Annotated in this window: 22 protein-coding genes; 8 read left to right on the forward strand and 14 right to left on the reverse strand. The window is 31.4% G+C overall.

Annotation, left to right across the window (positions count from 1 at the left end; translation table 11 throughout):
- Positions 1-16: 16 nt before the first annotated feature.
- Positions 17-1393 (forward strand): Na+/H+ antiporter NhaC, encoded by a 1377-nt coding sequence (nhaC, locus tag ACYQ3D_RS08830; protein ID WP_459837902.1) that lies wholly within the window; start codon positions 17-19, stop codon positions 1391-1393.
- Here nhaC and ACYQ3D_RS08835 read toward each other — a convergent pair.
- Entirely contained in the window at positions 1390-2943 is a 1554-nt protein-coding gene (locus ACYQ3D_RS08835; RefSeq protein WP_459837904.1) for a putative polysaccharide biosynthesis protein, read from the reverse strand. The two genes, nhaC and ACYQ3D_RS08835, sit on opposite strands and share 4 nt — an antisense overlap.
- 128 nt (positions 2944-3071) lie before the next feature.
- Here ACYQ3D_RS08835 and ACYQ3D_RS08840 point away from each other — a divergent pair, with 128 nt between their 5' ends.
- Together ACYQ3D_RS08840 and ACYQ3D_RS08845 are read left to right on the forward strand one after the other, a co-directional pair.
- Positions 3072-3521 (forward strand): DUF5667 domain-containing protein, encoded by a 450-nt coding sequence (locus ACYQ3D_RS08840; RefSeq protein WP_459837905.1) that lies wholly within the window; start codon positions 3072-3074, stop codon positions 3519-3521.
- A gap of 112 nt (positions 3522-3633) precedes the next feature.
- Positions 3634-3789, forward strand: coding sequence for a hypothetical protein (locus ACYQ3D_RS08845; RefSeq protein ID WP_459837907.1), 156 nt, complete (start codon positions 3634-3636; stop codon positions 3787-3789).
- A gap of 21 nt (positions 3790-3810) precedes the next feature.
- On the opposite strand, the gene ACYQ3D_RS08850 is transcribed toward ACYQ3D_RS08845, so the two are convergent.
- Entirely contained in the window at positions 3811-3999 is a 189-nt protein-coding gene (locus tag ACYQ3D_RS08850) for a DUF1540 domain-containing protein (RefSeq protein WP_459837908.1), read from the reverse strand.
- A 63-nt stretch (positions 4000-4062) separates the two neighbouring features.
- Entirely contained in the window at positions 4063-4995 is a 933-nt protein-coding gene (locus tag ACYQ3D_RS08855) for a tyrosine-type recombinase/integrase (RefSeq protein ID WP_459837909.1), read from the reverse strand.
- Between the two features lie 116 nt (positions 4996-5111).
- On the opposite strand from ACYQ3D_RS08855, the gene ACYQ3D_RS08860 reads away from it, so the two are divergent.
- Positions 5112-5561 (forward strand): GIY-YIG nuclease family protein, encoded by a 450-nt coding sequence (locus tag ACYQ3D_RS08860; protein ID WP_459837910.1) that lies wholly within the window; start codon positions 5112-5114, stop codon positions 5559-5561.
- The gene (locus ACYQ3D_RS08865; RefSeq protein WP_459837912.1) at positions 5506-6507 is read left to right on the forward strand and encodes a hypothetical protein; all 1002 of its coding nucleotides are present in this window, start codon (positions 5506-5508) and stop codon (positions 6505-6507) included. Before ACYQ3D_RS08860 ends, ACYQ3D_RS08865 begins: the two co-directional genes overlap by 56 nt.
- A 1-nt stretch (position 6508) precedes the next feature.
- Here the strand turns inward: ACYQ3D_RS08865 and ACYQ3D_RS08870 are convergent, their stop codons facing one another.
- Positions 6509-8974, reverse strand: a complete 2466-nt coding sequence (locus ACYQ3D_RS08870; protein ID WP_459837914.1) for a U32 family peptidase — start codon at positions 8972-8974, stop codon at positions 6509-6511.
- Positions 8975-9197: 223 nt separating this feature from the next.
- Between ACYQ3D_RS08870 and ACYQ3D_RS08875 the strand changes: the two genes are divergently transcribed.
- The gene (locus ACYQ3D_RS08875; RefSeq protein WP_459837916.1) at positions 9198-9428 is read left to right on the forward strand and encodes a hypothetical protein; all 231 of its coding nucleotides are present in this window, start codon (positions 9198-9200) and stop codon (positions 9426-9428) included.
- 96 nt (positions 9429-9524) lie between these two features.
- Positions 9525-10505: a DUF4382 domain-containing protein gene (locus tag ACYQ3D_RS08880; protein WP_459837918.1), complete on the forward strand. Its 981-nt coding sequence runs from the start codon at positions 9525-9527 to the stop codon at positions 10503-10505.
- A 150-nt stretch (positions 10506-10655) separates the two neighbouring features.
- On the opposite strand, the gene ACYQ3D_RS08885 is transcribed toward ACYQ3D_RS08880, so the two are convergent.
- Genes ACYQ3D_RS08885 through ACYQ3D_RS08895 form a run of 3 tightly spaced genes read right to left on the reverse strand, consistent with a single transcriptional unit; the run spans position 10656 to position 13910 of the window.
- Positions 10656-11312, reverse strand: a complete 657-nt coding sequence (locus ACYQ3D_RS08885) for a Crp/Fnr family transcriptional regulator (protein ID WP_459837919.1) — start codon at positions 11310-11312, stop codon at positions 10656-10658.
- Between the two features lie 24 nt (positions 11313-11336).
- Positions 11337-12182, reverse strand: coding sequence for a FecR family protein (locus ACYQ3D_RS08890; RefSeq protein WP_459837921.1), 846 nt, complete (start codon positions 12180-12182; stop codon positions 11337-11339).
- Between the two features lie 3 nt (positions 12183-12185).
- A complete protein-coding gene (locus ACYQ3D_RS08895) occupies positions 12186-13910 on the reverse strand; it encodes a CHASE2 domain-containing protein (protein ID WP_459837923.1) in 1725 nt (574 codons plus the stop codon).
- 108 nt (positions 13911-14018) lie between these two features.
- On the opposite strand from ACYQ3D_RS08895, the gene ACYQ3D_RS08900 reads away from it, so the two are divergent.
- Positions 14019-14453: an FxsA family protein gene (locus ACYQ3D_RS08900; protein ID WP_459837925.1), complete on the forward strand. Its 435-nt coding sequence runs from the start codon at positions 14019-14021 to the stop codon at positions 14451-14453.
- On the opposite strand, the gene zupT is transcribed toward ACYQ3D_RS08900, so the two are convergent.
- From zupT to ACYQ3D_RS08935, 7 genes are all read right to left on the reverse strand, one after another.
- Complete coding sequence (zupT, locus tag ACYQ3D_RS08905) at positions 14454-15266, reverse strand: zinc transporter ZupT (RefSeq protein WP_459837926.1); 813 nt, start codon at positions 15264-15266, stop codon at positions 14454-14456. It abuts the gene before it with no gap.
- Between the two features lie 281 nt (positions 15267-15547).
- A complete protein-coding gene (galT, locus tag ACYQ3D_RS08910; RefSeq protein WP_459837928.1) occupies positions 15548-17080 on the reverse strand; it encodes a UDP-glucose--hexose-1-phosphate uridylyltransferase in 1533 nt (510 codons plus the stop codon).
- 24 nt (positions 17081-17104) lie between these two features.
- Entirely contained in the window at positions 17105-18052 is a 948-nt protein-coding gene (locus tag ACYQ3D_RS08915; RefSeq protein ID WP_459838028.1) for a DUF5107 domain-containing protein, read from the reverse strand.
- A gap of 54 nt (positions 18053-18106) precedes the next feature.
- Positions 18107-19309 (reverse strand): galactokinase, encoded by a 1203-nt coding sequence (locus ACYQ3D_RS08920; RefSeq protein WP_459837930.1) that lies wholly within the window; start codon positions 19307-19309, stop codon positions 18107-18109.
- 213 nt (positions 19310-19522) lie between these two features.
- Positions 19523-20503, reverse strand: coding sequence for a UDP-glucose 4-epimerase GalE (gene galE, locus ACYQ3D_RS08925; RefSeq protein WP_459837932.1), 981 nt, complete (start codon positions 20501-20503; stop codon positions 19523-19525).
- A gap of 16 nt (positions 20504-20519) precedes the next feature.
- Entirely contained in the window at positions 20520-21734 is a 1215-nt protein-coding gene (locus ACYQ3D_RS08930) for an ROK family transcriptional regulator (RefSeq protein WP_459837934.1), read from the reverse strand.
- Between the two features lie 167 nt (positions 21735-21901).
- Positions 21902-23491: a solute:sodium symporter family transporter gene (locus ACYQ3D_RS08935; RefSeq protein WP_459837936.1), complete on the reverse strand. Its 1590-nt coding sequence runs from the start codon at positions 23489-23491 to the stop codon at positions 21902-21904.
- Positions 23492-24210 lie beyond the last annotated feature (719 nt).

A 24210-nucleotide genomic window follows, 5' to 3' on the forward strand; every position in this document is an offset into this window, starting at 1 on the left:
TTTATGAGGTGATTAGATGACTAAAAAGAATCCATCAATTATATCTGCTTTAATGATAGTAGGAGTTAGTATATCAATCTTAAGTTATGGGATTTTACAATTAGATGTAGCTCCACACATTCCTTTATTGTTAAGTAGTAGCTTAGTAGCTTTATTTGCTGTTTTTAAATTGGATTATTCTTGGTCGGAAATTGAAGATTTTATACTGGAAGGAATAAATATAGGATTAAGTTCAATTTTAATTTTAATGGTAATTGGAACAGTAATCGGAACTTGGATTCTAAGTGGTTCAGTCCAGACAATGATTTACTATGGACTGCAATTATTAACACCGCAAAGTTTTTTAGTGGTTACAGTATTAGTCTGTGCTATTGTTTCTTTAGCTACTGGTAGTTCCTGGACTACAGTAGGGACTATTGGGGTAGCTTTGATTGGGATTGCAGAAGGTTTAGAAATCCCATTACCTATAGCTACTGGAGCAATTGTATCAGGAGCCTTTTTTGGAGATAAGATGTCTCCATTATCTGATACTACTAATCTAGCTCCAGCAGTAGCTGGCAGTAAGTTATTTGAGCATATTAAACATATGTTTTTTACTGTAACACCTAGTCTGCTTATTTCTTTAGGCTTGTATATTATAATTGGGTTACAGTATAGTGGCCAACAATTAAACCAGGACAAGATAAATTTAATCTTGACTAATCTCCAACAGGAGTTTTATCTAGGGCCAATATTACTCTTACCACCTGTAATAGTGATTATGTTGGCCCTTAAAAAGAAACCTGCTTTACCTACCTTATTACTTAGTGCACTATTAGGAGGCTTATTTGGTTTTCTATTCCAAGAAGCTACTCTACAACAAGTGCTTAGTACAATGCATTATGGTTATCAAAGTGATACCGGAATTGAGATGGTAGATCAATTATTAACTAGAGGCGGTCTCCAGGATATGCTCTGGTCAGTATCCTTGGTAATTATTGCTTTGAGTTTAGGTGGTTTATTAGAAAAAGTAGGTTTCTTAGAAGTGATCTTAGACCGTTTATCTCGACTAACAACTAATCGAGGTGGCTTAGTAGTTACTACAGTCTTTACTTGTCTAGGAGTTAATATTTTATTGGCTGATCAATATTTATCTATTATGTTACCTGGTAGAATGTATGCTCAATCTTATCGAGAATTAAATTTACATCCGAAAAATCTTTCCCGAAGCTTAGAGGATTCAGGAACTTTGTTTAATGCTTTAATTCCTTGGGGATTAAGTGGTTCTTTTATCTTTAGCACTTTAGGGGTTTCTCCTTTGGAGTACGCGCCTTATGCTTTCTTATGTTTGTTGACTCCATTAATTTCTATTTTTTATGGTTATACTGGATTTACGATGGAAGAATTGGATTAAGGTTTTAAACGTTCAATATCTTCTGGAGTAATACCGTTAGTCATTATCAAAAAAACTAGATAAAGAAGGCTACTGATAAAAATAGAACTCAGTAAGCTAATTAAATTACTATGAGACATATAGTAAGTGACTTTATAAATCTGTGGTAGACTTAGACAGACTAAACTACCAGCTAATAATGGTTTAATAAAGGTATGAACTATAGGAACCTTTAAATCAATTTGATGATTAATAGAAAACCAATTCAACAGAGCAATAATTAAATATCTAACCCCAATAGCTAAACTAATAACTATAAATAACCAATCTGAAGGCAGGTAAAGGATACTATAGATAATTCCAACCTCAATAATAAGACCTATAATTGAGTTTCTAACTACTAAGTTAGGTTTTCCTAACCCCTGTAGAATTCCAGCAAAGATCTGAGATAAATATAAAAAGATAGCACAGGTGGCTAATACTTGTAAAGTATCTCCTGCCTGAGGATAGCCAAAAATCAAATTACAAATTTCTTCTGGGACTAAATAGAGTATAATAGCAGCTAGTAATCCTAGATAAAAGGTCAAACGGATGGCTTCGTTGGCCCTTTTGCGAGCTGTAGATTGGTTATTTTGAGCTATTGATTCTGATATAGCAGGTACTAGATTAGAATTAAGAGCTACCGTCATGATTGTAGGTAGATAAATTAGCTGCTGAACCATACCTGATAATTGGCCATAGAAAGAAGTGGCAGCAGCCATACTATAGCCTGCTTTTTCTAAGTTGCTAGGAATCGTGATTGCTTCTACACTATACATTAAAGAGGCTATAATTCTACCTAAAGTAATAGGAACCCCGAATTTAATTAATTCTTGGGCCAAATTAAGATTTGATTTAGGAGAATTAGTTTGCGAATAACTTCTTAATTCAGGTAGATGGTAGATAAAGATAGCTACTAAAGTAAAAAAACCGACTGCTTCTCCAAAGCTAATTCCTAAAGCAGCCCCCATAGTCTGGAATTTTAGTGAACTATTTATTACTTTGATCACCAACAAGAGAGTAACTATTAATCTAGTGATCTGTTCTATCATTTGTGAACAAGCAGTAGGAGTCATAATCCTTAATCCTTGGAAGAATCCTCGGAGTATAGAAGCTAAACTAGTAAAGAACAGAGCAGGGGCTATAGCTAATAGAATATAATAGGTACGCGGATCATCCAGGATATCAACTGCTATCCAATCAGCTTGTTTAGTGAATATAAAAGTGGTTATAGAACTAGTTACGAGAACAATTAATAAAGAAACTTTAAGGATCCTTAGTGCAGTATGATAATGATTTTTACTAATCTCTCGCGAGACAAATTTAGAAACTGCTATAGGTAATCCTAGCGTGATGAAGATAGAAGTAGTCATAAAAATAGGAAATACTCTCTGAAATAATCCTAATCCTTCATCACCAATAATCCTAACTAGAATAATACGTAATGTAAACCCTAAAACTCTATTAAAGAGTCCAGCTAGCATAAGAATAAAAGCGCCTTTAATTAGTGATTGTTTTTTGATTTGCCTCACTCCCTAAATAGCCTTCTCTATAATATATATATAATTTGCTTAATAGTTAAATTAATAATTTAAGCAGGAAATAAAAGAATTTTCTTTAATAAGTAAGTAGCAAGCTTTAGGAGGGAGGGCACATCCAAGTGAAAAAAATTATATTTTGTTTATTGTTGATTCTTATTTTAAATGTCTCTACAGTTTTAGCTGCTGATAATTCGTTAACAACAGAAAATAAGATCTCAGCTGATTCTCCTTTTTATTTTTTGGATAAAACAGGGGAGAAGGTTAAGTTATTATTTAGTAAAGGACAGGATAAAGCTAAGTTGAAATTCATTTATGCATACGAAAGGCTATTAGAGACAGGAGAGATGTTAGAAAAAGAAAAAACAGATAAAGCAGGGCAATTATTTAAAGAAGCAGTTAATAACTTTACTACAGGAGTTAAAATTTCAGCTCAAGATTCTATAGATAGTAAGGAACTACAACAACTCAAAGAAGATGTCAATGAGGCAATGCAAGAAGTAAAGAAGGAAATGTTACATCAGAAGGTTAAATTAGATAAGTTTACAAACCAATTAAAAGACTTATTTTAATAGTAACAGCCATCTTTGATTAGGTGGCTGTTTTATTTTTTGAAAAATCACAAATTTAATTGATAGCAAATATATTATTGGTAAGTAAAGAATAAGGAGGAGGGAGGGATCAGTGACAGAAGAAGAAGTTAGAAATTTAATCAGAATAGCAAAGAATTTAAAAGAGAAAAAAGATAAAGGACAGATAACTGATTTTGAAGAAGAAGAATTAAAACAAGTATATAAATTACTTGTGGTTGATGAAGAAAATAAAGACGGAGCCTATTAGGCTCCGTCTTTATTTTTGAAACTACTTCTTAGGTTTAAAACTAACACATTGTGTCTCGTGAGAATTAGAGGAAGGGGCAGGTTGATTAAAACTACCAGCTTCCATATCAGTACTATAGTCAATATTACTAACTTGAATTTTATCTGCTTGACAGACGTTACCTTGGCCCCAATAATGACAGTTCTTAACATTACAAGCTATTTCACTCATCTCTGTCACCTCCAAGTAACTAGATTCATAGTTATTGTTTATCTTTTCCTTTTAAAGTATACATTAGAATTCAGGGAGTTGATCTACAGCTTCTTTGCGTTGTTCTTTATCTGTATGAGTATAAATTTGAGTAGTAGATATATCGCTATGGCCTAAAAGTCTTTGTAACACACGTAAGTCTTTAGTTTCTTTGTATAGATTAGAAGCAAAAGTATGTCGTAATTTATGCGGAGTTATTTTATCTGCATTTTTTATATTAGCTTGTTTAGCATACTTTTTGACCATTTTTTGGATAGTACGTGGAGAAATTCTATTTCCTTGATTGGAGAGAAATAAAGCCTGTTGAGCATCTTGATTATTTGGAGTGATTTCATTTCTATCAGGTAAATAATTTTCAATTGCTGTGATCACTTCTTGGTGTAAAGGTACATACCGTTCTTTGTTACCTTTACCATAAAATTTAATTGACTTATCTTCTTGGTCTATACTATCTAAATTTAGTTTAACTAATTCTGAAATCCGGAGTCCACCATAGAGAAATGTTTTCACAATTGCTAGGTCTCTATTTTTATTAGGGGAGTTATATTTTTTTATAGCTTGAATATAATCTTTAATTTCTGTTCCATTTAAGTATATTGGTTCAGATTCAGTATCAGTTTTAGTTAGATCAATTTGATCGGTAGGATTTTCTGAAATTATTTTTCTTTTTTTAAAATACTTAAAAAAGGAGCGAATACTATATAATTTTCGATTTCTAGCAGCTGGAGAATTATCATTAATTAAGATGATATCACTTAAAAATTCAGTTATTTGGAATGTGGTAATATCTTTAATAGCTAATTTTTCTAGATCACAATCGAATTCTTCACTTAGATATCTTCCGAATACTGATAAATCATGTTTGTAATGTTTTATTGTTAGTTCTGAATAACCTCGTTCTGCTATTAGGTATTTTGCAAAGCTTTTAATTGCTCTGTTATATTTAATTTCATTCATTTTAACCCCTCCTTTGATTATATATCGCTTATAAACATTCGTTAAATTCATATTTAACGAATAAATATAGTGATTTAAGTAAAAACTAACTATATAAAAGATAAAAAGGTGATATAATGCTCAATCAAACTGAAGCACAAGCTTATAAAATCATGAATAATGAACAAGTACAAGGGATTTACCGACTTTATGATACAACTCAAGAAATAATCTACATTGGACAATCCATTGATATAGCTACAAGACTAAAACAACATCTTCGAGATAAAAATAACATTTTTTATTTTGATTTTGCTGAAGTTAAAAATGAAAATAAATTAAATGCATACGAAAAATATCAAATTAATAAATACCAACCAATCAAAAATAAATCTCATAAAAATCAGTTGATTTCTCTCGATGGATCTCAATATCCTAGATTATCTTTTAGTAGTCTCAGAACCATTACAGAATTTATAGAAAAATCCAATAGAAAAATATACAATAATGTATACAAAAAAGGGATCAGTCATGACCCTGAAAAAGTTTATATCAAATATTCCGCTTTTAAAAACAACTTTTACTAAAATAAAATTATGTACTAATTTTTTATCTAACATAAGTTATGAGGATTATATAGAAGAAATAATTACAAATCATATTAAGAACATTGATAAAAAATCTTCTTTTACTATTACGCCTCTTAATAATATCAATAAGTTACATACGTCATTAGATAAAAACTATATTATGGTATCTATATCACTTAACAAAAGTTTAGTTCATAAGCTAATTGCATCTTGTTATTTAATAAGAATATCACTAAGAGACTATATCAGAAAAATTATCCAAGATCATTTTAATAAGAAATTATTTAAAAACTCAACTATCCAAACTAAATCATTTAAAAAGTATGCAAAACTATTTACCATTAATAATCTTATTTCGGACACTAAATCTGAAAAATATAAAATTGATCAATCAATTTATAACTTATTACAAAATTTTGCTCAAGCTTCTCATATTACTACTGATCATCTTATATCACAATTAATGTTAGACTTTTTTACTCGCCATGAAACAGAATTCATTAAAGACTATCATAAAAACTTACCATTAAATATTCAGCATAGTTCAGTATTTAATTTAAAGAAATTAGTTAAATACAAAGAAATAAATAACTTCCTAAATATAAAAATTTCACTACCAGGTACTATATCAAATTTATTAACTAAAAATCTAAGGGATTATTATTTCCCTATCATTTTTAATGATAGGGAATATATTTCTAAAAATCAATTAATGAATCTAATTTTATCCAGATATCTCCATAATGAAGATAAAATAAAACAAATAAGTGACAGTATAAATATACCACATAATAAACATAAACAATTAATTAACCAACTCACAAAATATGAATCTAAATTTGCAGATAGAAAATCAGTTTCTTCTCTAGACCAATTAGAAGAATTAAAGAAATTAAATCAACTTATTAAAGCTAATATTAATAAGGCAAATATTGATATATAAATTATTTTACTCCTCTAAAGAAATGTCCTGTAGTATAACCTTTTTGTTGCATCTTGTGATTTAGTTTATTTATCTTATCTGTGTTCACTTGGGGATTATCCAGTTTCGTCTGGTAGGCCTTAATAATCTCTAGCACCTCTTCTTTATCTTCAATTGTAAAATCCAACCGATAATTTTGACAATTAGATTCTTTAAGTTTAGTCCAGTGTTTAAGTAGATAAACTGGTTGACTATTATAAATAATACTTCTACAGGTATCTGGATTAGTCTTAATTGGAGCTATCATTTTCTTACGGTCTAATAACCCGTAACTGTTAGCTAAACAATCCTCTTGACACGGGCCAACTGCCCCGTCATTTGCTACATAACCTACTGGACAATGCTCACTGATCATCATCGGTAGATGACCATAAACAATAATCTCCTTATCTATCTTATTATAGCTAGCTAACTCTTTGATCTCTTCTAAAGTCAACTCCGGTGATAAAACAACACTATCGTATCCTTCTTCTTGCCATAGCTGTGTAGTATAACTATTGAAATTATTAAGCGGAAAATCAGCAACTAATTTTTTATCAGTTTTCTTCAATAAGTTGACTATACCTAATTGTGGTACTAAATAGCCATCAATCTTAGTCTCTTCTAATTTATTTATTCTTTCTTTAACTGCTGTCATCTCCTCTTCTCTAGCTATTCTAGGCAATCTAACGAACAACTCAGTCTCATAAGCTTTAGCTTGTGCAACTAAATCATCTAACTCCTCTAGATTAATACTTTGACTAGCACAGTATAATCTATCCACTCCTAACTCAATTACCTCTGTAATATAATCTGCTTGTTGGAGATAAACAGTTAATCCTTTTTCTTTTGGTTGGCTAGCTTGTTCTAAAGTAAATAAATCAGCTGATAATTTATTATCTTGATCGGTTACAAATTGATTTTTCCTTTTCTGATTTAATTTCTCTACAGCATTTCTACGTAATTGATTTAATTTAGAAACAGGAATAAATAAATTCTCATCAGTTTCTAAATCTAAGTTTTCTAATTGATAAGGTGTATTACCCAATCTACTCAACTGTTCTCTTATATCTTTAGTAGTTAAAGGTTGATTCTTAGCTACTTCAGGGATAAAATCTACACTAGCTGAAATAGAGAATCCAGCCTCATCCCATAATTTGAATTCTAACTGTTTACCTATGTGAGCAGTTAACTCTCCATAAACTGTTATTTGCCTTAAAGTATTAGGCTGTTGAAAACTGTTACTAAGTTGCTCTAATAACTTCTTATCAGCTGTTTTATAGACTGCATCCCCTGGAGTAACTTTCTTTCTGACTACAATCTCTACTATATTATCTTCTATTCTTTCAATATCAGTTCCTACTATTAAATTAGGATTTGGTCCTTGGTCAGTCCAGATTTCAATTCCGTCTCCTTGATTTAATTCTTTAGTTAAAGCAATCCGACAACTTCTATTTTCAGAATCATAAGCAACTACTTCTCCTATTTTTACGCCCCAATTATTGGGCCGTTCATGACTGATTAAGTCTAATCCTTCTTTTCCTTGGTAATAACCTGGTATAAAACCACCACGATTAAATAACTGGGCCAACTTCTCTTGGTCTTGTTCTTTAACTTCATAATCGTCTTTAGCTTCAAAATACTGATCAATATATTTACGATACACTCTAGTGGCTAAAGCAGTATACTCAGCTCTTTTAACTCGTCCTTCTATCTTAAAAGCAGTAATTCCTGCTTCAATTAGTTCCGGAAGGAGCTCTAAAGTATTGATATCCTTAGGACTCAAAAGATGCTTCTGGGCCAACTCTTGCTTAAGTACTTCTTCTGTCTCTAAGTCTACTACACTATAAGGTAGGCGACATGGTTGAGCACACCGCCCGCGATTACCACTCCGCCCTCCTATTAAACTACTCATTAAACATTGCCCTGAATAACAGATACATAATGCCCCGTGAATAAAAGTTTCTACTTCCAAATCAGTCTTTTGCTTAATTTCTTTTATCTCCGGAAGTGATAGTTCTCTAGCTAATACCACTCGAGAAAAGCCTAAAGTCTCTAGATAGTTGGCCCCAGCTAAGTTATGTACTGTAAGTTGGGTACTAGCATGTAACTCAAGGTCAGGAAATGCTTTGTGAATCAATCGCGCAGCTCCTAAATCTTGAACAATTACTCCATCGGTTCCTGCTTGATATATTTCAGCAATAAAATCTAATACCTCTTCTATTTCTTGATCTTTATATAAGGTATTAACTGTTATATAGACTTTGACTCCTCGAATATGGGCATAATCAATAGCTGACTTAAGTTCTGAGAGACTAAAATTTTCAGCTCGATTACGAGCATTAAATAACTTACCTCCTAAATAAATAGCATCACAACCATTTTGTACTGCAGCATAAAGACTATCCTGGTCTCCAACTGGAGACATTAATTCTAATTTATTATTCAATTAAATCAAGCCCCTTTCTAATATACTAACCAGCTTCATTGTATCTTATCTTAATTAGTATTGCAATTTTTATAAGTCATTTACTAGTTAACTAAATATAGCTTTAATTAGTAACATATCACTGATATAATGTATAATTACTAATCAAGTGTTCTATATTACATAAATTAATTAGTAATTATAAGATAATATATAATAAAAGTTTGTTTATAGGAGGTAAAATATGGCTTTACAAAAGTGTTCCCAATGCGGACAAATTTTTACTAATCAAATTAATAAAGATAAAAAATTATGTCCTACATGTTATCAACAACAGAGAGATGAATTTAGAAAGGTTCGAGATTATTTATGGGATAATCCTGGGGTTTCCGTGGTAGAAATTAGTCGTAACACTGATGTTACTGAAAAAACAATTCGTGAATTTATTAGAGAAGGACGTTTTGATAAAAGATAACTAACATATTTAATATATAGTGTGCTAGCCAACATTATTTTCGGCCCCCGACTGTTATAATGAAAGTGAAATGAATAATCAAAGGGGGAATTAATGATGAAGATGAAGAAGATTATGCCTTTAATATTAGTGTTATCATTGAGTTTATTGGTAGTTGGTTGTAGTGGGCTTACAGGAGATGATAGTTTAAGTGGTGATAGTGGAGAACTAATTCTTTCAATGTCTGATGCTCCAGTTAATAATGCAGATCATGTATATGTAACTTTGGATAAAGTTGAAGTTCATAATGCAGAGACTGGTTGGGAAACAATTAATAACTTTGAAGATAAAGAAAATGGAGAACTTGAAATAGATTTGCTAAATTTCAGATTTGATAAAGAACTATTAGGAAGAAAAATGTTACCAAATGGTACTTACGATCAAATTAGACTCTATGTAGCAGCTAAAGACCAAGATACAACTAATCCTAATACTTTAGGGAAATCTTATGTTGTTTATGAGGATTCTGATGGTAATACTCAAAAAGAAAATATTTTTATTCCTAGTGGGGTTCAAAGTGGTCTAAAAATTAATAAGGATTCTGGTTTTGATGGTTTTACTATTAAAGAAGGGATAACCTCCCGTCTAGTTTTAGACAATGATGTTAGTAAGCTTTTAAATCAGGCTGGGAAAAGCCCCATTAAGTTAAAACCAACAGCTATTGATGTTATTAATAAAGTAATTTCTGGAGATATAGAAGGAAGAGTATTAGCCGATACTGATGGAGCTACAGAAGCTATTACTGAAAACGACGTAGTAGTAGAAGCTATACAGAATAAAGATGTAGTTAAATCTACTGTAGCAACTACTGAAGAAACTACTGAAGATAAAACTAGACCTGCTGGATCCTTCAAACTTAGAGGTTTAGAAAAAGGAACTTACACTATTAATGCTTACGTTAAAGCTGAAGATGGAACTGAATATAAATTACCTACTAAAAAACAACCTGGTGGAACAGAAGAAATCACAATTGATGTAACTGCAGAAGAAACAAATGAACAATTAATCGATAATCCATTACAATTACAAAAACAATAACAATTATATTTACACTTCAATTCAAAAAGCCACCTTTAAAGGTGGCTTTTTTATTACACTATCCTAACTTATAATGTTTTTTAACATCTTCTTTAATCTCCCAAGTACAATCTAAACCTTACTGTAATCTCTATTTTTAATACTTCCTGATTAGAAATTATCTTTAAAGATTAAGTATCTATCCTTAATTAATAGTTTATCCTCAGCTACCATCTCATTTAATATTTTAGTCACAGTAGCTCTAGTAGTTCCTACTAGATCAGCTAATTCTTGGTGAGTGATTTTTTCAGTAATCAAAGTTCCTTCTTCTCTAGTTACTCCATGATTACAGGCTAATTCTTGTAATTTAGCTCGTAGACGCTGCCGAACATCTTTAAAAGTTAAGTCTTTAATCTGATTATTAGCTTTGCGTAATCTTTGCGATAAAATTGCTATAATCTTCAACGAAATATCAGGATAGTCAGCTACTAATCTTCTAAATTTGCTTTTTTCTATAACTAACACTTTACTTTCTTTAATTGCTTTAACAGATGCTGACCGTAAGTTATCATCTAAAAGAGCCATTTCTCCAAAAAAATCTTTGTTATCTAATAGACTAAGAGTTCTTTCGCGACCATTGCTATCAGTCTTAAAGACCTTTACTAGACCACTTAAGATAATATAAAAAGCATCTCCAACTTCTTCTTCTAAAAAAATAAATTCTTTCTTTTGATAAGTTGCTTGATCAATTATTTTTTCTATCTTCAGTAACTCCTGTTTAGTTAAATCCTGAAAAAGAGGTATTCTCTCTAAAAAAGAAATCACCATTTTATACCTCCTAAAAATAATATTTTATCTCCCTGGACTTTTTCCTTGATTATTATTATTAGATTCACTTTCACTTTTGTTTTTGTCTTTTTGTTTGTTATTTGAAGCTCCTTTTTCTTTAGATTTATCTTTGCCAGGATTGTTTTTCTTTTTACTTGATTGAGAATTCCCTTTATTTTTATTATTAGATTTTTCCTTTTTCTTTACTTTTTCTTTAACCTTTTGGGACCACTCTTTTGTCTGTTTAATCCATTTTTTATCCTGTTTTTTCTGTCCTTTTTTCTGCCCAGGATTATCTTTGATTATTGGCTGAGATTTTTCATCTGTTACCTCAGCTTCTTTACCTTTAGTGACTGTTACAGTACCTATTTCATTTGTAACTGCCACTTTTCCTTCATTAACTGCTACTCTAGTTTCTTGCTGTTCATTAACTACTACCTTAAAGGTAGTTCCTTTAACTCCTGCTACTGCTGAAGGAGTTTCTATCTCTAATTGACCTCCTAATTGATCAATGAATTTAACTATAACCTCTCCTAAATTTAATTTTAGCCGTTTTAAATCTACATTCCCAGCTTGATTCTTGGTAATCTGTAATTTGGAGTTAGATTTAATTAAAATTCGAGATTGTTTAGAAAAAGTAACCTGTGCCTTACTATCTTGTTTAGTTTTGATTTTATCTCCAGCTTTTAATCTAACTTCATCTGTTAACTCTTGCCATTTTCCAGTAAAAATCCACCATCCTTGGGATTTATAATAGACATCCCCCTTTATTTTAGTCAATTTAATCCCTTCAGCAGCTGTGGTCTGCTTAATAGGTAAAGTAAGTATTGTAAGTAGAATAAAAATCACTACTAGTTTATTACGAATCATCCTTTATTCCTCCTGAATACAATATAGTTTAGTTTTCTTTTCTTGCCCAGGCAGTTGTACTACCTGCTTAAGTTTCACTAAAAATTCATCATTAATTTGCTGAGCTGTTTTTTCTCCAATTAATATCTCATTTGATTGAGCCTCTGTCTCAATTCTAGCAGCAGTATTAACTACATCACCAATAGCAGTATAATCACTTCGTTTGATAGAACCAATATTACCTACTATTGCTCTGCCAGTATTAATTCCTACTGTTATAGCTAGTGGTATGTCAGAATCCTGATTAATCTTTGTTCTTAATTCTAATGCTAAGTGAACAGCTTTTTGAGCGTGATCTGTCTGTTTAACTGGAGCACCAAAAAAGATCATTGCTCCATCCCCTAAAAATTTATCTAAAGTACCTGCTAGCTGAAACGTTTCTTCGGTAACCAAACTGAAATATTGATTAAGCAGATTAACTACTTCTCTAGCTTCCTGATCTTCAGAAAAAGTAGTAAACCCTACTAGATCAATAAATAAAACACTAATCTCTCTACGTTGGCCCTGGAGATAATCTTCATCTGCCAAGTCTATTACTTCTTCAACTACTCTAGGGGCTAGATAACGGCTAAAAACTGTCTTTAATCTTTTTTTCTTATCTGCTATTTCCCAATAAGAAATTAAATTGCTACTGATTAAGTTTAAGATGGTAATTAAGATAATAGGAATTATAGGAATAACTAAATTAAATGCAACTAATAACCAGAGGTTAATAGCTATCATTACACTCAACTGTAAGCCAGTTACTATTAATCCTGGTCCCAAAGCTATCCTGTGATAAATATAAGCTAACCCTAAACTATATAACAAGATAAGCCCTATTGTTTTAAGATTATTTAAGTTATATAAAAAAGAATCTTGTAGATAACTATCTATAATTTCAGCTTGAATTCTAACTCCTGGTAAATATCCTTTTACCATAGCCAAAGGAGTCATTAAATAATCCTGAAGGCTACTATCTGTAGCTCCAATAAGAACTAATTTATCTTGAAAAAATCCCTCTGGAAAATCAGCAGTTAAAACTTCACTATAAGAAATTTTGGTAAAGTAATTAGATTGATAATGAAAGTTAATTAATCCTTCTTTGTTTATAATCTTCTTCTCCTGTTGGCTATATCTCCGGGCCAACTTAAGAGCAAAAGGAGTTAATCCTTCTTCTTCTAACAAAGTAACCCTTCTGATTTTCCCGTCTTGGTCAGGCACTAAATTAAGATATCCTCCTTTAAGTGCTTGTTGATTGAATTTATCTAACGGAGGATTTACCTGATTAACTTTAATCTTTTTCTCTTGCCAACTTTTAATCATCTTTAACTCTACAGTAGAAGGTAATAATATATTATCCCACCGACTAAGCTCATTAGCTAATCTATTATCTGCTTGTGGAGTAGTAGCTAGATCAAATAAAACATCAAAACCTATTACCTCAGCTCCAGCTTGATTTAATTTTTTGATTAACTGAGCATGATACTCTCTAGACCACGGCCAAGCCCCTAACTCAGTTAGAGACTTTTGATCTATTTTAACAATCACTATATCACTTTGTTTGTTAACAGTAAACAGACTTTTGATTAATAATCTATAATCATAAGTAACTAACTCAATATCTTGTAGGATACCACTTATAAATATAATAGTTACCAGTATAGCTATTAAACTTCCTACTAATAACCAAGAATTATTCTGTAACATAATCTCTCCTATTTACCTATTTTGGTTTAAATTACCAATAACAGTTGGCCCGCTAACTGAATAAAATAAATTACTGAATATCATTTACCACTATCAGGAGGTAATAAAATGTTTAAATTAGTCTTGTTATTTACTATTATTCCTTTATTAGAATTATTTTTATTAATCAAAATCAGTTACTACTTAGGTAGTTTAATGGCTGTGGGATTAGTAGCTATCACAGGAATTATTGGAGCTGGTTTAGCTAAGCACCAAGGAGCTACTGTTATTAGACAGATTAATTACTCCCTTTCTCAAGGTAGTATGCCCGCTGATGATTTAGTTAATGGTTTATTAGTTTTAATTGGAGGAGTAATGTTGATTACTCCTGGTCTAATAACTGATTTAGCAGGATTTGCCTGCATCCTACCCTTCACTAGACCATTAATTAAACGAATAACCAAAGATAGCTTAAAAAAATTAATCACTACTGGTAGTAGAGTTAAATTCTTTGCCCCAGATGAAGACGAAAGCAAGACAATTGATATAGTAGATGATGATTAGTTAAAATAATAATAGACTTAAAGCCATTAGAGCCATACCCGCTATAAAGCCATAAATCACTTGATGACCTTGCCCGTATTTTCTAGAAGTAGGCAATAATTCATCAATAGAAATGAAGACCATAATTCCTGCTACACTACCAAATAAAATCCCAAATGTTAAATCATTAAAGAAAGTTCTAAAGACAAAAAAGCCTAATAGCGCTCCGGTCGGTTCTGCTAAGCCAGATAGAAAGGAGTATAAAAAGGCCTTCTTTTTATTACCAGTAGCATGGTAAATTGGTACGGAAACAGAGATGCCTTCTGGGATATTGTGAATAGCTATTGCAATAGCTATAGAAAGCCCTAATTTAGGATCAGATAAAGCAGATGCAAAAGTAGCTAGTCCTTCCGGAAAATTATGAATAGCTATAGCTAAAGCTGAAAAAGCTCCCATCCTCATTAATTGAGATTCCTCTTTACTTTTTGTAGTTTGCTTCAAATTAGCAATATCCTCTTCTTCTCTAGGTTCATGTGGGTTTTGAACTTCGGGAACCACTTTATCAATTAAGGCAATGATTAAAATACCTAAAAAGAAAGACCCTACAGTAACCCATTCTCCTACTTGACTACCTAAAGCAGCAGTTAAGGATTTTCTAGCTTTAACTATGATTTCTACGAAAGAAACATAAACCATTACTCCAGCTGAAAATCCTAAAGAAGTAGCTAAAAAAGAGGTATCTGTTCTATCAGTGAAAAAAGCTAAGGCACTACCTACTCCAGTTGCTAAGCCAGCAAATAAAGTTAATAAAAAAGCAATTAAAACATTATTCATCAAACCACCTCTTAAACAGAATGTTTTAGTAAAGTAAGTAAAATTAAAAAAAGAAATAGAAGAGGTTAAAACCTCTTCGCAAAATTTTAATCATCATCTTGTAATTTATCTACTAAATCATCTGTTTCCTCCTGGGATAAAACTCTATCATCTGACATAATTATCCTTCCCAATAATATATAATCTACTATGATTATATTCTTGATCAGTTCTCTTTTTCCTGCCCTGCTAATAAAAAATAGGCCCCTTGTAGGGCCTAGCTAACTAAGGTAGCATCTTTATTATTTCATTCCAACTTGCTTTAAAAATTCTTTGAAGCCCTCTTTACCATCTTTATCTCTTTTATAAATTCCAGCATCTTCTAAGACTTGCTTAAATTTCTTTCCTACTTCTGTTTGTAAAACCTCTTGGATTTTAGATTTTGTAAGATTAGTACCATGGTTTTCTAACATATCTTCTATCCAATTACTATGCTTAACTAAATTTTCACTAAGGTTTTGTTTATTAAATTCTTTTTCTCCAGTTAAAAACTTTTCAATAGTTGCTAATTCTTCTTTTAATCTTCCAGGTAGGATAGCGCGGCCCATTACTTCAATTAAACCTATATTTTCTTTTTTAATATGATGTAACTCTTCATGAGGATGAAAAATACCAAAGGGATACTGGTCTGATTTACGATTATTTCTTAATACTAAATCTAATTCAAAATAATCTCCCTTTTTACGAGCAATTGGAGTTACTGTATTATGGCGTTGGTCACCAGTATAAGCCTTAATATTTCTTTCTAGATCACTATATTCTTTCCATTCCCGATGAATAATCCCACCTAACTTAGTTAATTGCTTAGCATCTTTAGATTTCAGTCTAACTACTGACATTGGCCAGTTAACTATTCCTGCTTCTACTTCAGGAAAGTCTGGATGATTAAATTCTTCTTCTATTGTAGCTTCTTCCATAGGGAAGGTATGATTGCCACCTTGGAAATGATCATGATTTAAGATAGATCCTCCTACTAATGGTAAATCTGCATTGGAACCTAAGAAGTAATGAGGAATTTGCTCTACAAAATCAAGTAAAGTAGCAAATGTTTCTTGATTGATATTCATTGGGCTATGTTTCTCATAAAATACAATACAGTGTTCATTATAGTAGACATAAGGAGAGTACTGTAGAAACCATTGTTCATCTTGTAAAGTAAGTGGTACCACCCGATGGCTTTGCCGCGCCGGATGATTCAGATGACCTGGATAACCTACATTTTCTAAACATAAATAACACTTTGGATAATTAGTTTCTTCCTGTTTTTTAGCAGCAGCAATTGCTTCCGGATCCTTTTCTGGTTTAGATAAGTTAATTGTTATTTCTAGGTCACCATATTCAGTTGTAGTAGTCCAGGACATATTTCTAGCTATTCTATCCTGTCTAATATAATTAGAATGCTTAGCTAAAGCATAATAATCAGCTGTTGCTTGTTTTATTGATTCCTCTTGGGCAGTTTGCCAAAAATTTTTAGCTACCTCTGATTGTCTCGGCATCAGTTGGCCCATTATTTTTGTATCAAATAAATCTCGATAAGTAACTGTGTTATTTTCTAAGATCCCTTCTTGGGCTGCATAATCAAGTAGATTATCTAAAATTTGTTGTGGAGAATCAGGCACTTTATAATCTAATTGATCATAGCTTACTTGGGCTGGTTCCTTAACCTTCAGTAAATTCAGCAGACTATTTCGAGCTGGTACTACATCCCATTTACCTAGTAAGCCTTTGGCTCGACCATACTTAAGCAATTTTTCTATTTCTAAAGCAATCTTCATAGTTGGCCCTCCTTCTTTCAAAAATTAATAATTTTCTACTTTCATTTCTAAATACCATTGATAAGTATCTTCAGCTGGAATTGTTGCCACTTTATTAATTCTATCTGCTACATATAAATCATCATAGATCCCGGTACAAGGTTCTAAAGCAATATTATAATCTCCTCGATAGCCACCTTGGGTCTTCCAAACCCCTAAATAAGGCACTTTATCAACTGGAAATTTATATATTAATCGTTCTTTAGTATCTTCATATTCCACCCCACATCTACCTTCTTCTAGCTTATGTGGAATATAAAATTTTTCACAGTTATTAGCAATTTTAGGTTCTACTCTACTTAGATCAATTTCTGTGCCATCTTCTGTTGTAACTAGTGGATAGTTATGTATTGCTCCCCAATTTCCTAGATGTTCACTTGCAGTTTCAACATTAATTATTTTATCTTCCCCGGAAGGAAAGATGATTTTGGTATGTTTCGAATCACAATTTAACAAAGCATGAGCACACCAAATAAATTTAAATTCCTGACGAGAAAAATTAGTTGCAGTATAATTAATTCTTATTTTTTTATCTTTTAAACTAACCTCTTTTTCTAATTTATAAGGAAATCTAGAACTAGCAACTGCTAACTTGATTTTATTATCTTTAACTTCTAACTCCCAGGGTAAGGTCCAAACTTCACCATGATCGGGAACCGGTGTTGCTTTCCAAGCTCCATCTGGATAAAAACTAGCATCTACACTGGGAAACACTTCATCAAAACCACTAGAATCATAGGCTGAAAAATCAGCTGCATATTCTGGAATTTTAAGTTTTTCTTGCTCACTTTGGAATAAAAATTCTCTAGCAGTTTCTTTATGATATAAAGAAGCCATTTTCCCTCCATACTCAGGAAGGAATTCTACTTTTAATCTTTCATTTTCTAACACAATACTTTCTAATCCTTTATAAGTCCCCTGATTGATGATAATATCCCCTCCCTACTTAATGATAAATTAATTAAATTAATAAAGTGAGTAAACTTTTTAACTAACAGAATTACAGACCTCTTCTTCTAATTTAATTTCTCGAGCTCCATCTTCAATATTGCAAATATAAATATCAGGTTCTATTCCGGTTTGGGATTGGTATTGCTCAGCTACTTTATTTTTGAATTCTTCAACAGCATTTCCTTTAACTAAATTAACTGTAGAACCACCAAAACCTGCCCCAGTCATTCTACAACCTAGTATGCCATCAATTTCTGAAGCTAAATCAACCATTAAATCTAACTCATCACAACTTACTTCATATAAATCACGTAGACTGTGGTGGGATTGAGCAATTAAAGATCCTACCTTGTCTAACTTATTATTTCTTAAGGCTTGAATTGCTTTAGTTACTCTTTCATTTTCGTAGATAACATGTTCACATCTTTTTCTTACAACTGTAGGTAACTCATTCTTATGTTCTTCAAATTGAGTTACCGATACATCTCTTAATGCAGTTATATTGTGATCCAATAATTGATTAAATATTTTAACCCCTTCTTGACATTCCTCTAATCTTTGATTATAAGCAGAATCTACTAAACTATGTTCCACATTAGTATTAGCTACCACTATTTTAATCTCACTAGTTCCAAAAGGGGTTAATTGATATTCATTAGTTCGACAATCTACGAACAAAGCATTGTCTTCTTTGCCCAAAGCAGAAATAAATTGGTCCATAATTCCACAACTGACACCAACAAATTCATTTTCTGCCTTTTGACATATTTTAGCCATTTTTACTCTATCCAACCTAAAATTATTTACTAATTTAAATCCAAAAGCAGTAGCAACTTCTAAAGCAGCAGAAGAACTTAAGCCAGCTCCTTGGGGAACATTACCTGTTACTACTAAATTCATTCCTTGTAAGTCGTAACCTTCCTCCATTAAAAATTTAGCTACTCCTTGCAAGTAATTAATCCATTGTAAATCTTCATTATATTGAATATTAGCTAAAGAAAAAGAAACTTGACTAGCAAAATCCAGGGAATATGCTTTTACTTGCTTATCATCTCTAGGTTGAACTGCTATTGTAACCTCTCTATCAATAGCAACTGGTAAGACAAAGCCATCATTATAATCTGTATGACCACCAATTAAATTAACTCTACCTGGTGCTTGAACAATTTTAATTGGATAGTCATTATTACCAAACTGTTCAATCAGTTTTTGTTTTATTTTTCTAGCTTGCTCATTCATTGATTTCCCTCCCCGCTATTTAATTGATAATTAACAATGTACAATTTACAGTTAACATCAAATAACAATTCCAGTTTAATTACTTTTAGTATGAAATTTTGATTTAAAGAATAATATATAACTTTTTACCAAGTAATATATTATTCTTTTTATTATTTATTATTAGGCTTTGAATTTAAATTGTCCATTGTCAATTGTTAATTGTAAATTGATTTAAAATCCTTGTGGGTGATTTTTATGCCAGTTCCAGGCAGTTGCAATGATTGTTTCTAAATCTCCATATTGTGGTTCCCAATTTAGCTCTTCTCTAATCTTCTTTGAACTAGCAATTAAAGTTGCCGGATCTCCTGCTCTTCTCTCTCCTGCAACTGCTTCTATTTTTCTACCAACAACTTCACTAGCAGTTTCAATTACTTCTTTAACCGAATAACCGTCTCCATTACCTAAGTTATAAATAGAACTCTCTTTACCATTAGCTAAAGCTTCAACACCTAAAATATGAGCTTGAGCCAAATCTGTTACATGAATATAATCTCTAACACATGTTCCGTCACGAGTTGGGTAATCAGTCCCAAAGATAGCTAACTTATCCCGTTGGCCTAAAGCTTTTTGTAACACTATAGGAATCAAATGAGTTTCTGGATTATGATCTTCTCCAATCTGGCCTGATTCATCTGCTCCACTAGCATTAAAGTATCTCAGAGAAACAAATTTCAAATCATAAGCTTGGTCATAATCTTGCATTATTTTTTCAAAGAATAACTTTGACCTACCATAGACACTAGTTGGCTCCTTAGGTACATCTTCGCTAATTGGTGTTTGCTCTACATCTCCATATACAGCTGCAGTAGAAGAAAAGACAATATTTTTAACATCATGTTCAATCATTGTATCCAACAAATTTAATCCATTTACCATATTATTGTGATAATATTTAGTTGGATTCTCCATTGATTCTCCTACTAAACTATCTGCTGCTAAATGAATTACAGCATCTATATTATATTGGGCAAATGTTTCATCTAGCAATTTCTTATTTGCTAAATCACCTTGAACAAACTCTCCCCCTACTACTGCTTCTTGATGTCCTTTTTGTAAGTTATCATACACAATCACTTGATGTTTTGTAGCTAATAACTCTTTAACTACATGAGAACCAATATAACCTGCTCCACCTGTAACTAAAATATTCATCTAACCCCTCCTTTTTCTACTCTAATAAGTCTGGACCAGCAAATAATTCCTTAAGCACTAGAGTAACCCCACCAATTGTAGCAGCTTTATTTCGTAATTTAGTAGCTACAATAGTAATATTTTCTGCTGGAACCTGTAAGGCTTTAACATCAATAATTTCTCTGATATACTCAAAAACATACTCTTTAGCAGTAATTATATCTCCTACAATAACTATCATTTCTGGGTTTAAGATATTCAATAGATAAGCTATCCCTATTCCTAAGTATCTTCCTACTTCAGTTAAGACTTGTTGAGCTACTTCATCTCCTTGTTTAGCTGCCAAACAAATATCTTCTACTGTAATATCTTCCAAATCACCATTAACCAACTCTACTATTTTAGTTTTAGCTCCTTGTTTGATTAGCTTACGAGCTCTCTCTACAATTTTAGGATTAGAAGCTAAACTCTCTAAACATCCATAATTCCCGCAACTACATTGGGGACCATCGTTATCCACTACTATATGACCTATTTCACCTGCACTATAGTTAACCCCTCGATATAATCCCCCATTTATAACAATCCCTGAACCAATACCATTGCCTACATTAATAGTAATAAAATCATCTGAACCAGAAGCAATCCCAAACCATTGTTCGCCTAAAGCCATAGCTCTAGCATCATTATCAATAAAGGTAGGAATATTAAATTCTTCTTCTACTATCTTTTCGATAGGTACTTTTGTCCATTTATAATGCGGAGCAAATAAAGAAATTCCTGTTTCACTATTTACTAAACCATGGACAGCCATACCAATACCTATAATTTCTTCTTTATTGACGCCACTTTCTTGAATCGTTTTTTGAATTAATTCCAATAATTTATCTAGTACATAATCTTGGGCTAAATTATTTAAATCTTTATTATTCTTAACTAAAATCTCAGCTTCTAAATCAGTAATTATTACTTCCAAGATTTCAGGTCCTAAATTAACCCCGATAATATAACCTGCTTTAGGATTTAACTCTAATAATACAGGAGGTCTTCCTCCGCTGGACTTTCCTAAACCATTTTCTTTAATAAATTTCTTATCCATTAACTCCTTAGTAATTTTAGATACACTAGCAGGAGTTAATTCTGTAATCTCAGCTATATCTGCTCTAGAAATTGGCCCTTTTTCTCTAATACATTCCATAATTAATGAAACATTTAATTGCTTCATTAAATCAAAACTAACTTTTTGATTCATAAATATCCCCTTCTTTTTTAATTAATAAAGACTACTACTATTATAACATCTAATTAGTATTATTTCTAAAATTTAGGGGATGCTAATATCTTTTTTTATTCACTCAATAATAAAAACCCTTGGCCTTTCTAGATTACTATAGTTTTAACCAAGAGCCAATTTTATTATTAACCTGCAATCCCTACACTTGAGAATATAATATAAATTACTACCATAGCACTAATTATAGATCCCCCTGCAATATAAGTTTTTTCCCAAGGAGTCAAGTCAACCGCTTCTTTATCTTCTAAAACAAAAGCCTTGTCACGAGGTTTGAACTTTCCAATCAATATCATGATTAGGGAACAAACTACAAATAAAATAGCTAAAATATGCAAAAAGTGAATTCCTGTATCCCAAAACAATTGTGTTGAACCATAAATAGTGATAAAGATTCCTAAAGAAATTTTAGCTGCAATTGCTGGAACTTTCTTTGTTATATATCCAACAATAATAATTGTAAAGATTGGTACATTATAAAAACCATTTACAATTTGGAAATACTGAAAGAAACCTTTTGGTATTTTAGCAATAAATGGTGCTAAAGTCATAGCAAATAAAGCTAAAGCTGTACCAATATACTTTCCGTAACTTACAAGTTCTTCATCTGATGCATCTGGTTTAAAAATAGGTTTAATAATATTTAATGAGAATAATGTTACAGATGAATTTAATGTAGAATTAAAGGAGGATAAAATGGCACCAAATAATACTGCTGCAAAGAAACCTACTAATGGCTCAGGCATTACTGCATTAACTAATTTAGGATAAGCATTAGTTGGTTCTAAACCAGGTCCAAACATATTAAAAGCAATAATTCCTGGTAATATTAAAAATAAAGGTCCTAATAACTTTAAAGCAGCTGCTAAAAGAACTCCTTTTTGGCCTTCTTTTAAATTCTTAGCTCCTAATGCCCTTTGAATAATAGATTGATTTGTACCCCAATAAAATAGATTTACTAGTAACATTCCAGTAAACATTGTACCGAATGGTACTGGATCTGATGATGAACCTATAGCATTTAATTTTCCTGGATTATTTTGCATAATAGTCTGAAAACCTTCTACAATAGACCCATCACCTAAAGCAGATAACCCAAAGACTGGAATAGCCAAACCACCAATAAATAATCCAATACCATTTACTGTATCTGATACGGCTACAGCTTTTAAACCTCCAAAAATAGCATAAATAGAACCAATAATACCTATTCCCCAGACTGCAATCCATAATCCAGTCCACTGACTAACCCCTAATGTTTCTGGAATATTAAACATACCACTGATTCCTCTAGCACCTGTATAAAGAATAGGTGGCAATAAATTAAATACATATCCAAATAAAAATAAAATGGTAACTATTCTTTTAGTTCCAGCATCAAAACGTTCTTCTAAAAAGTCAGGTATAGTCGTAATGCCCCCTTTTAGATATTTAGGTAATAAATAAAAAGCCACTATTACTAAAGCTATTGAGGCGCCAACTTCCCAACCCATAACAGACATATTATCTGTATATCCTTGGGCATTTAATCCTATTAGCTGTTCTGTAGATAAGTTTGTCAACATTAAAGAACCACCAATCATCCAACCAGTTAAACTTCGACCACCAAGAAAATATCCATCTTCAGTAGCTAAATCTTCTTCTTTAGTAAATGTATAAGAAATAACAGCAACTAAAACAGTAAAAAATATAAATGATCCAATTGCAAAAATATTCATTTTAACTTGCCCCCTTATCTTATTTAATATTTAATAGCATAGATAAGGAGAAGATTATTAAATTATATTAAATTATTTCTCCTATCTTATCCTTTTTATTAGTTAACTACTTTATGTTACTAAGATTATAAACCATTTATTAGCCTCCTTCACTTTTTAATAAAAAAACTTAATTAATTAAATGAATAAAATGTGCAAAAAATCAATCTTTTTTGATCCAATAGGAGGAATTTTGCTCGATAATAAAGCCTTATGTAAGTTATATTAATTATAACGAAAATATAAGCACTATAGTAATGTTATTTTTGCCTACTTTATTAATTAATAAAATAAAGTAGGCAAAAATAAAACTCCCCATTCCTACTTCTTTCCTATTATTATTAACTTATTTCACTTATATTATAATCTTTTCCATCCAACTTGTCAAACTATTTTAGTAATCAGACAATATATTATTCTCAGGTTGAGCAAACTTTTGTTTTAATTTACTATTTACTTGTTCGAATATTAACTTACTAAAATCTTCTTTTCGGATATATAAGATTTTTTCTAATTCAATGCTGATATTTTTCTCAAATTGTTGTATAATATTATTCATAAAGAGTCTCTCTTTGGTTTTGTCTGGTTAACAATACCTTATCAAAAAGAGAGGCTCTTTTCTATTTTGGGATTAATTCACCTATACTTTCTACGCTATCTATCCTTTTTGTGATCGAATT

The sequence above is a fragment of the Halanaerobaculum tunisiense genome, from assembly GCF_054657635.1.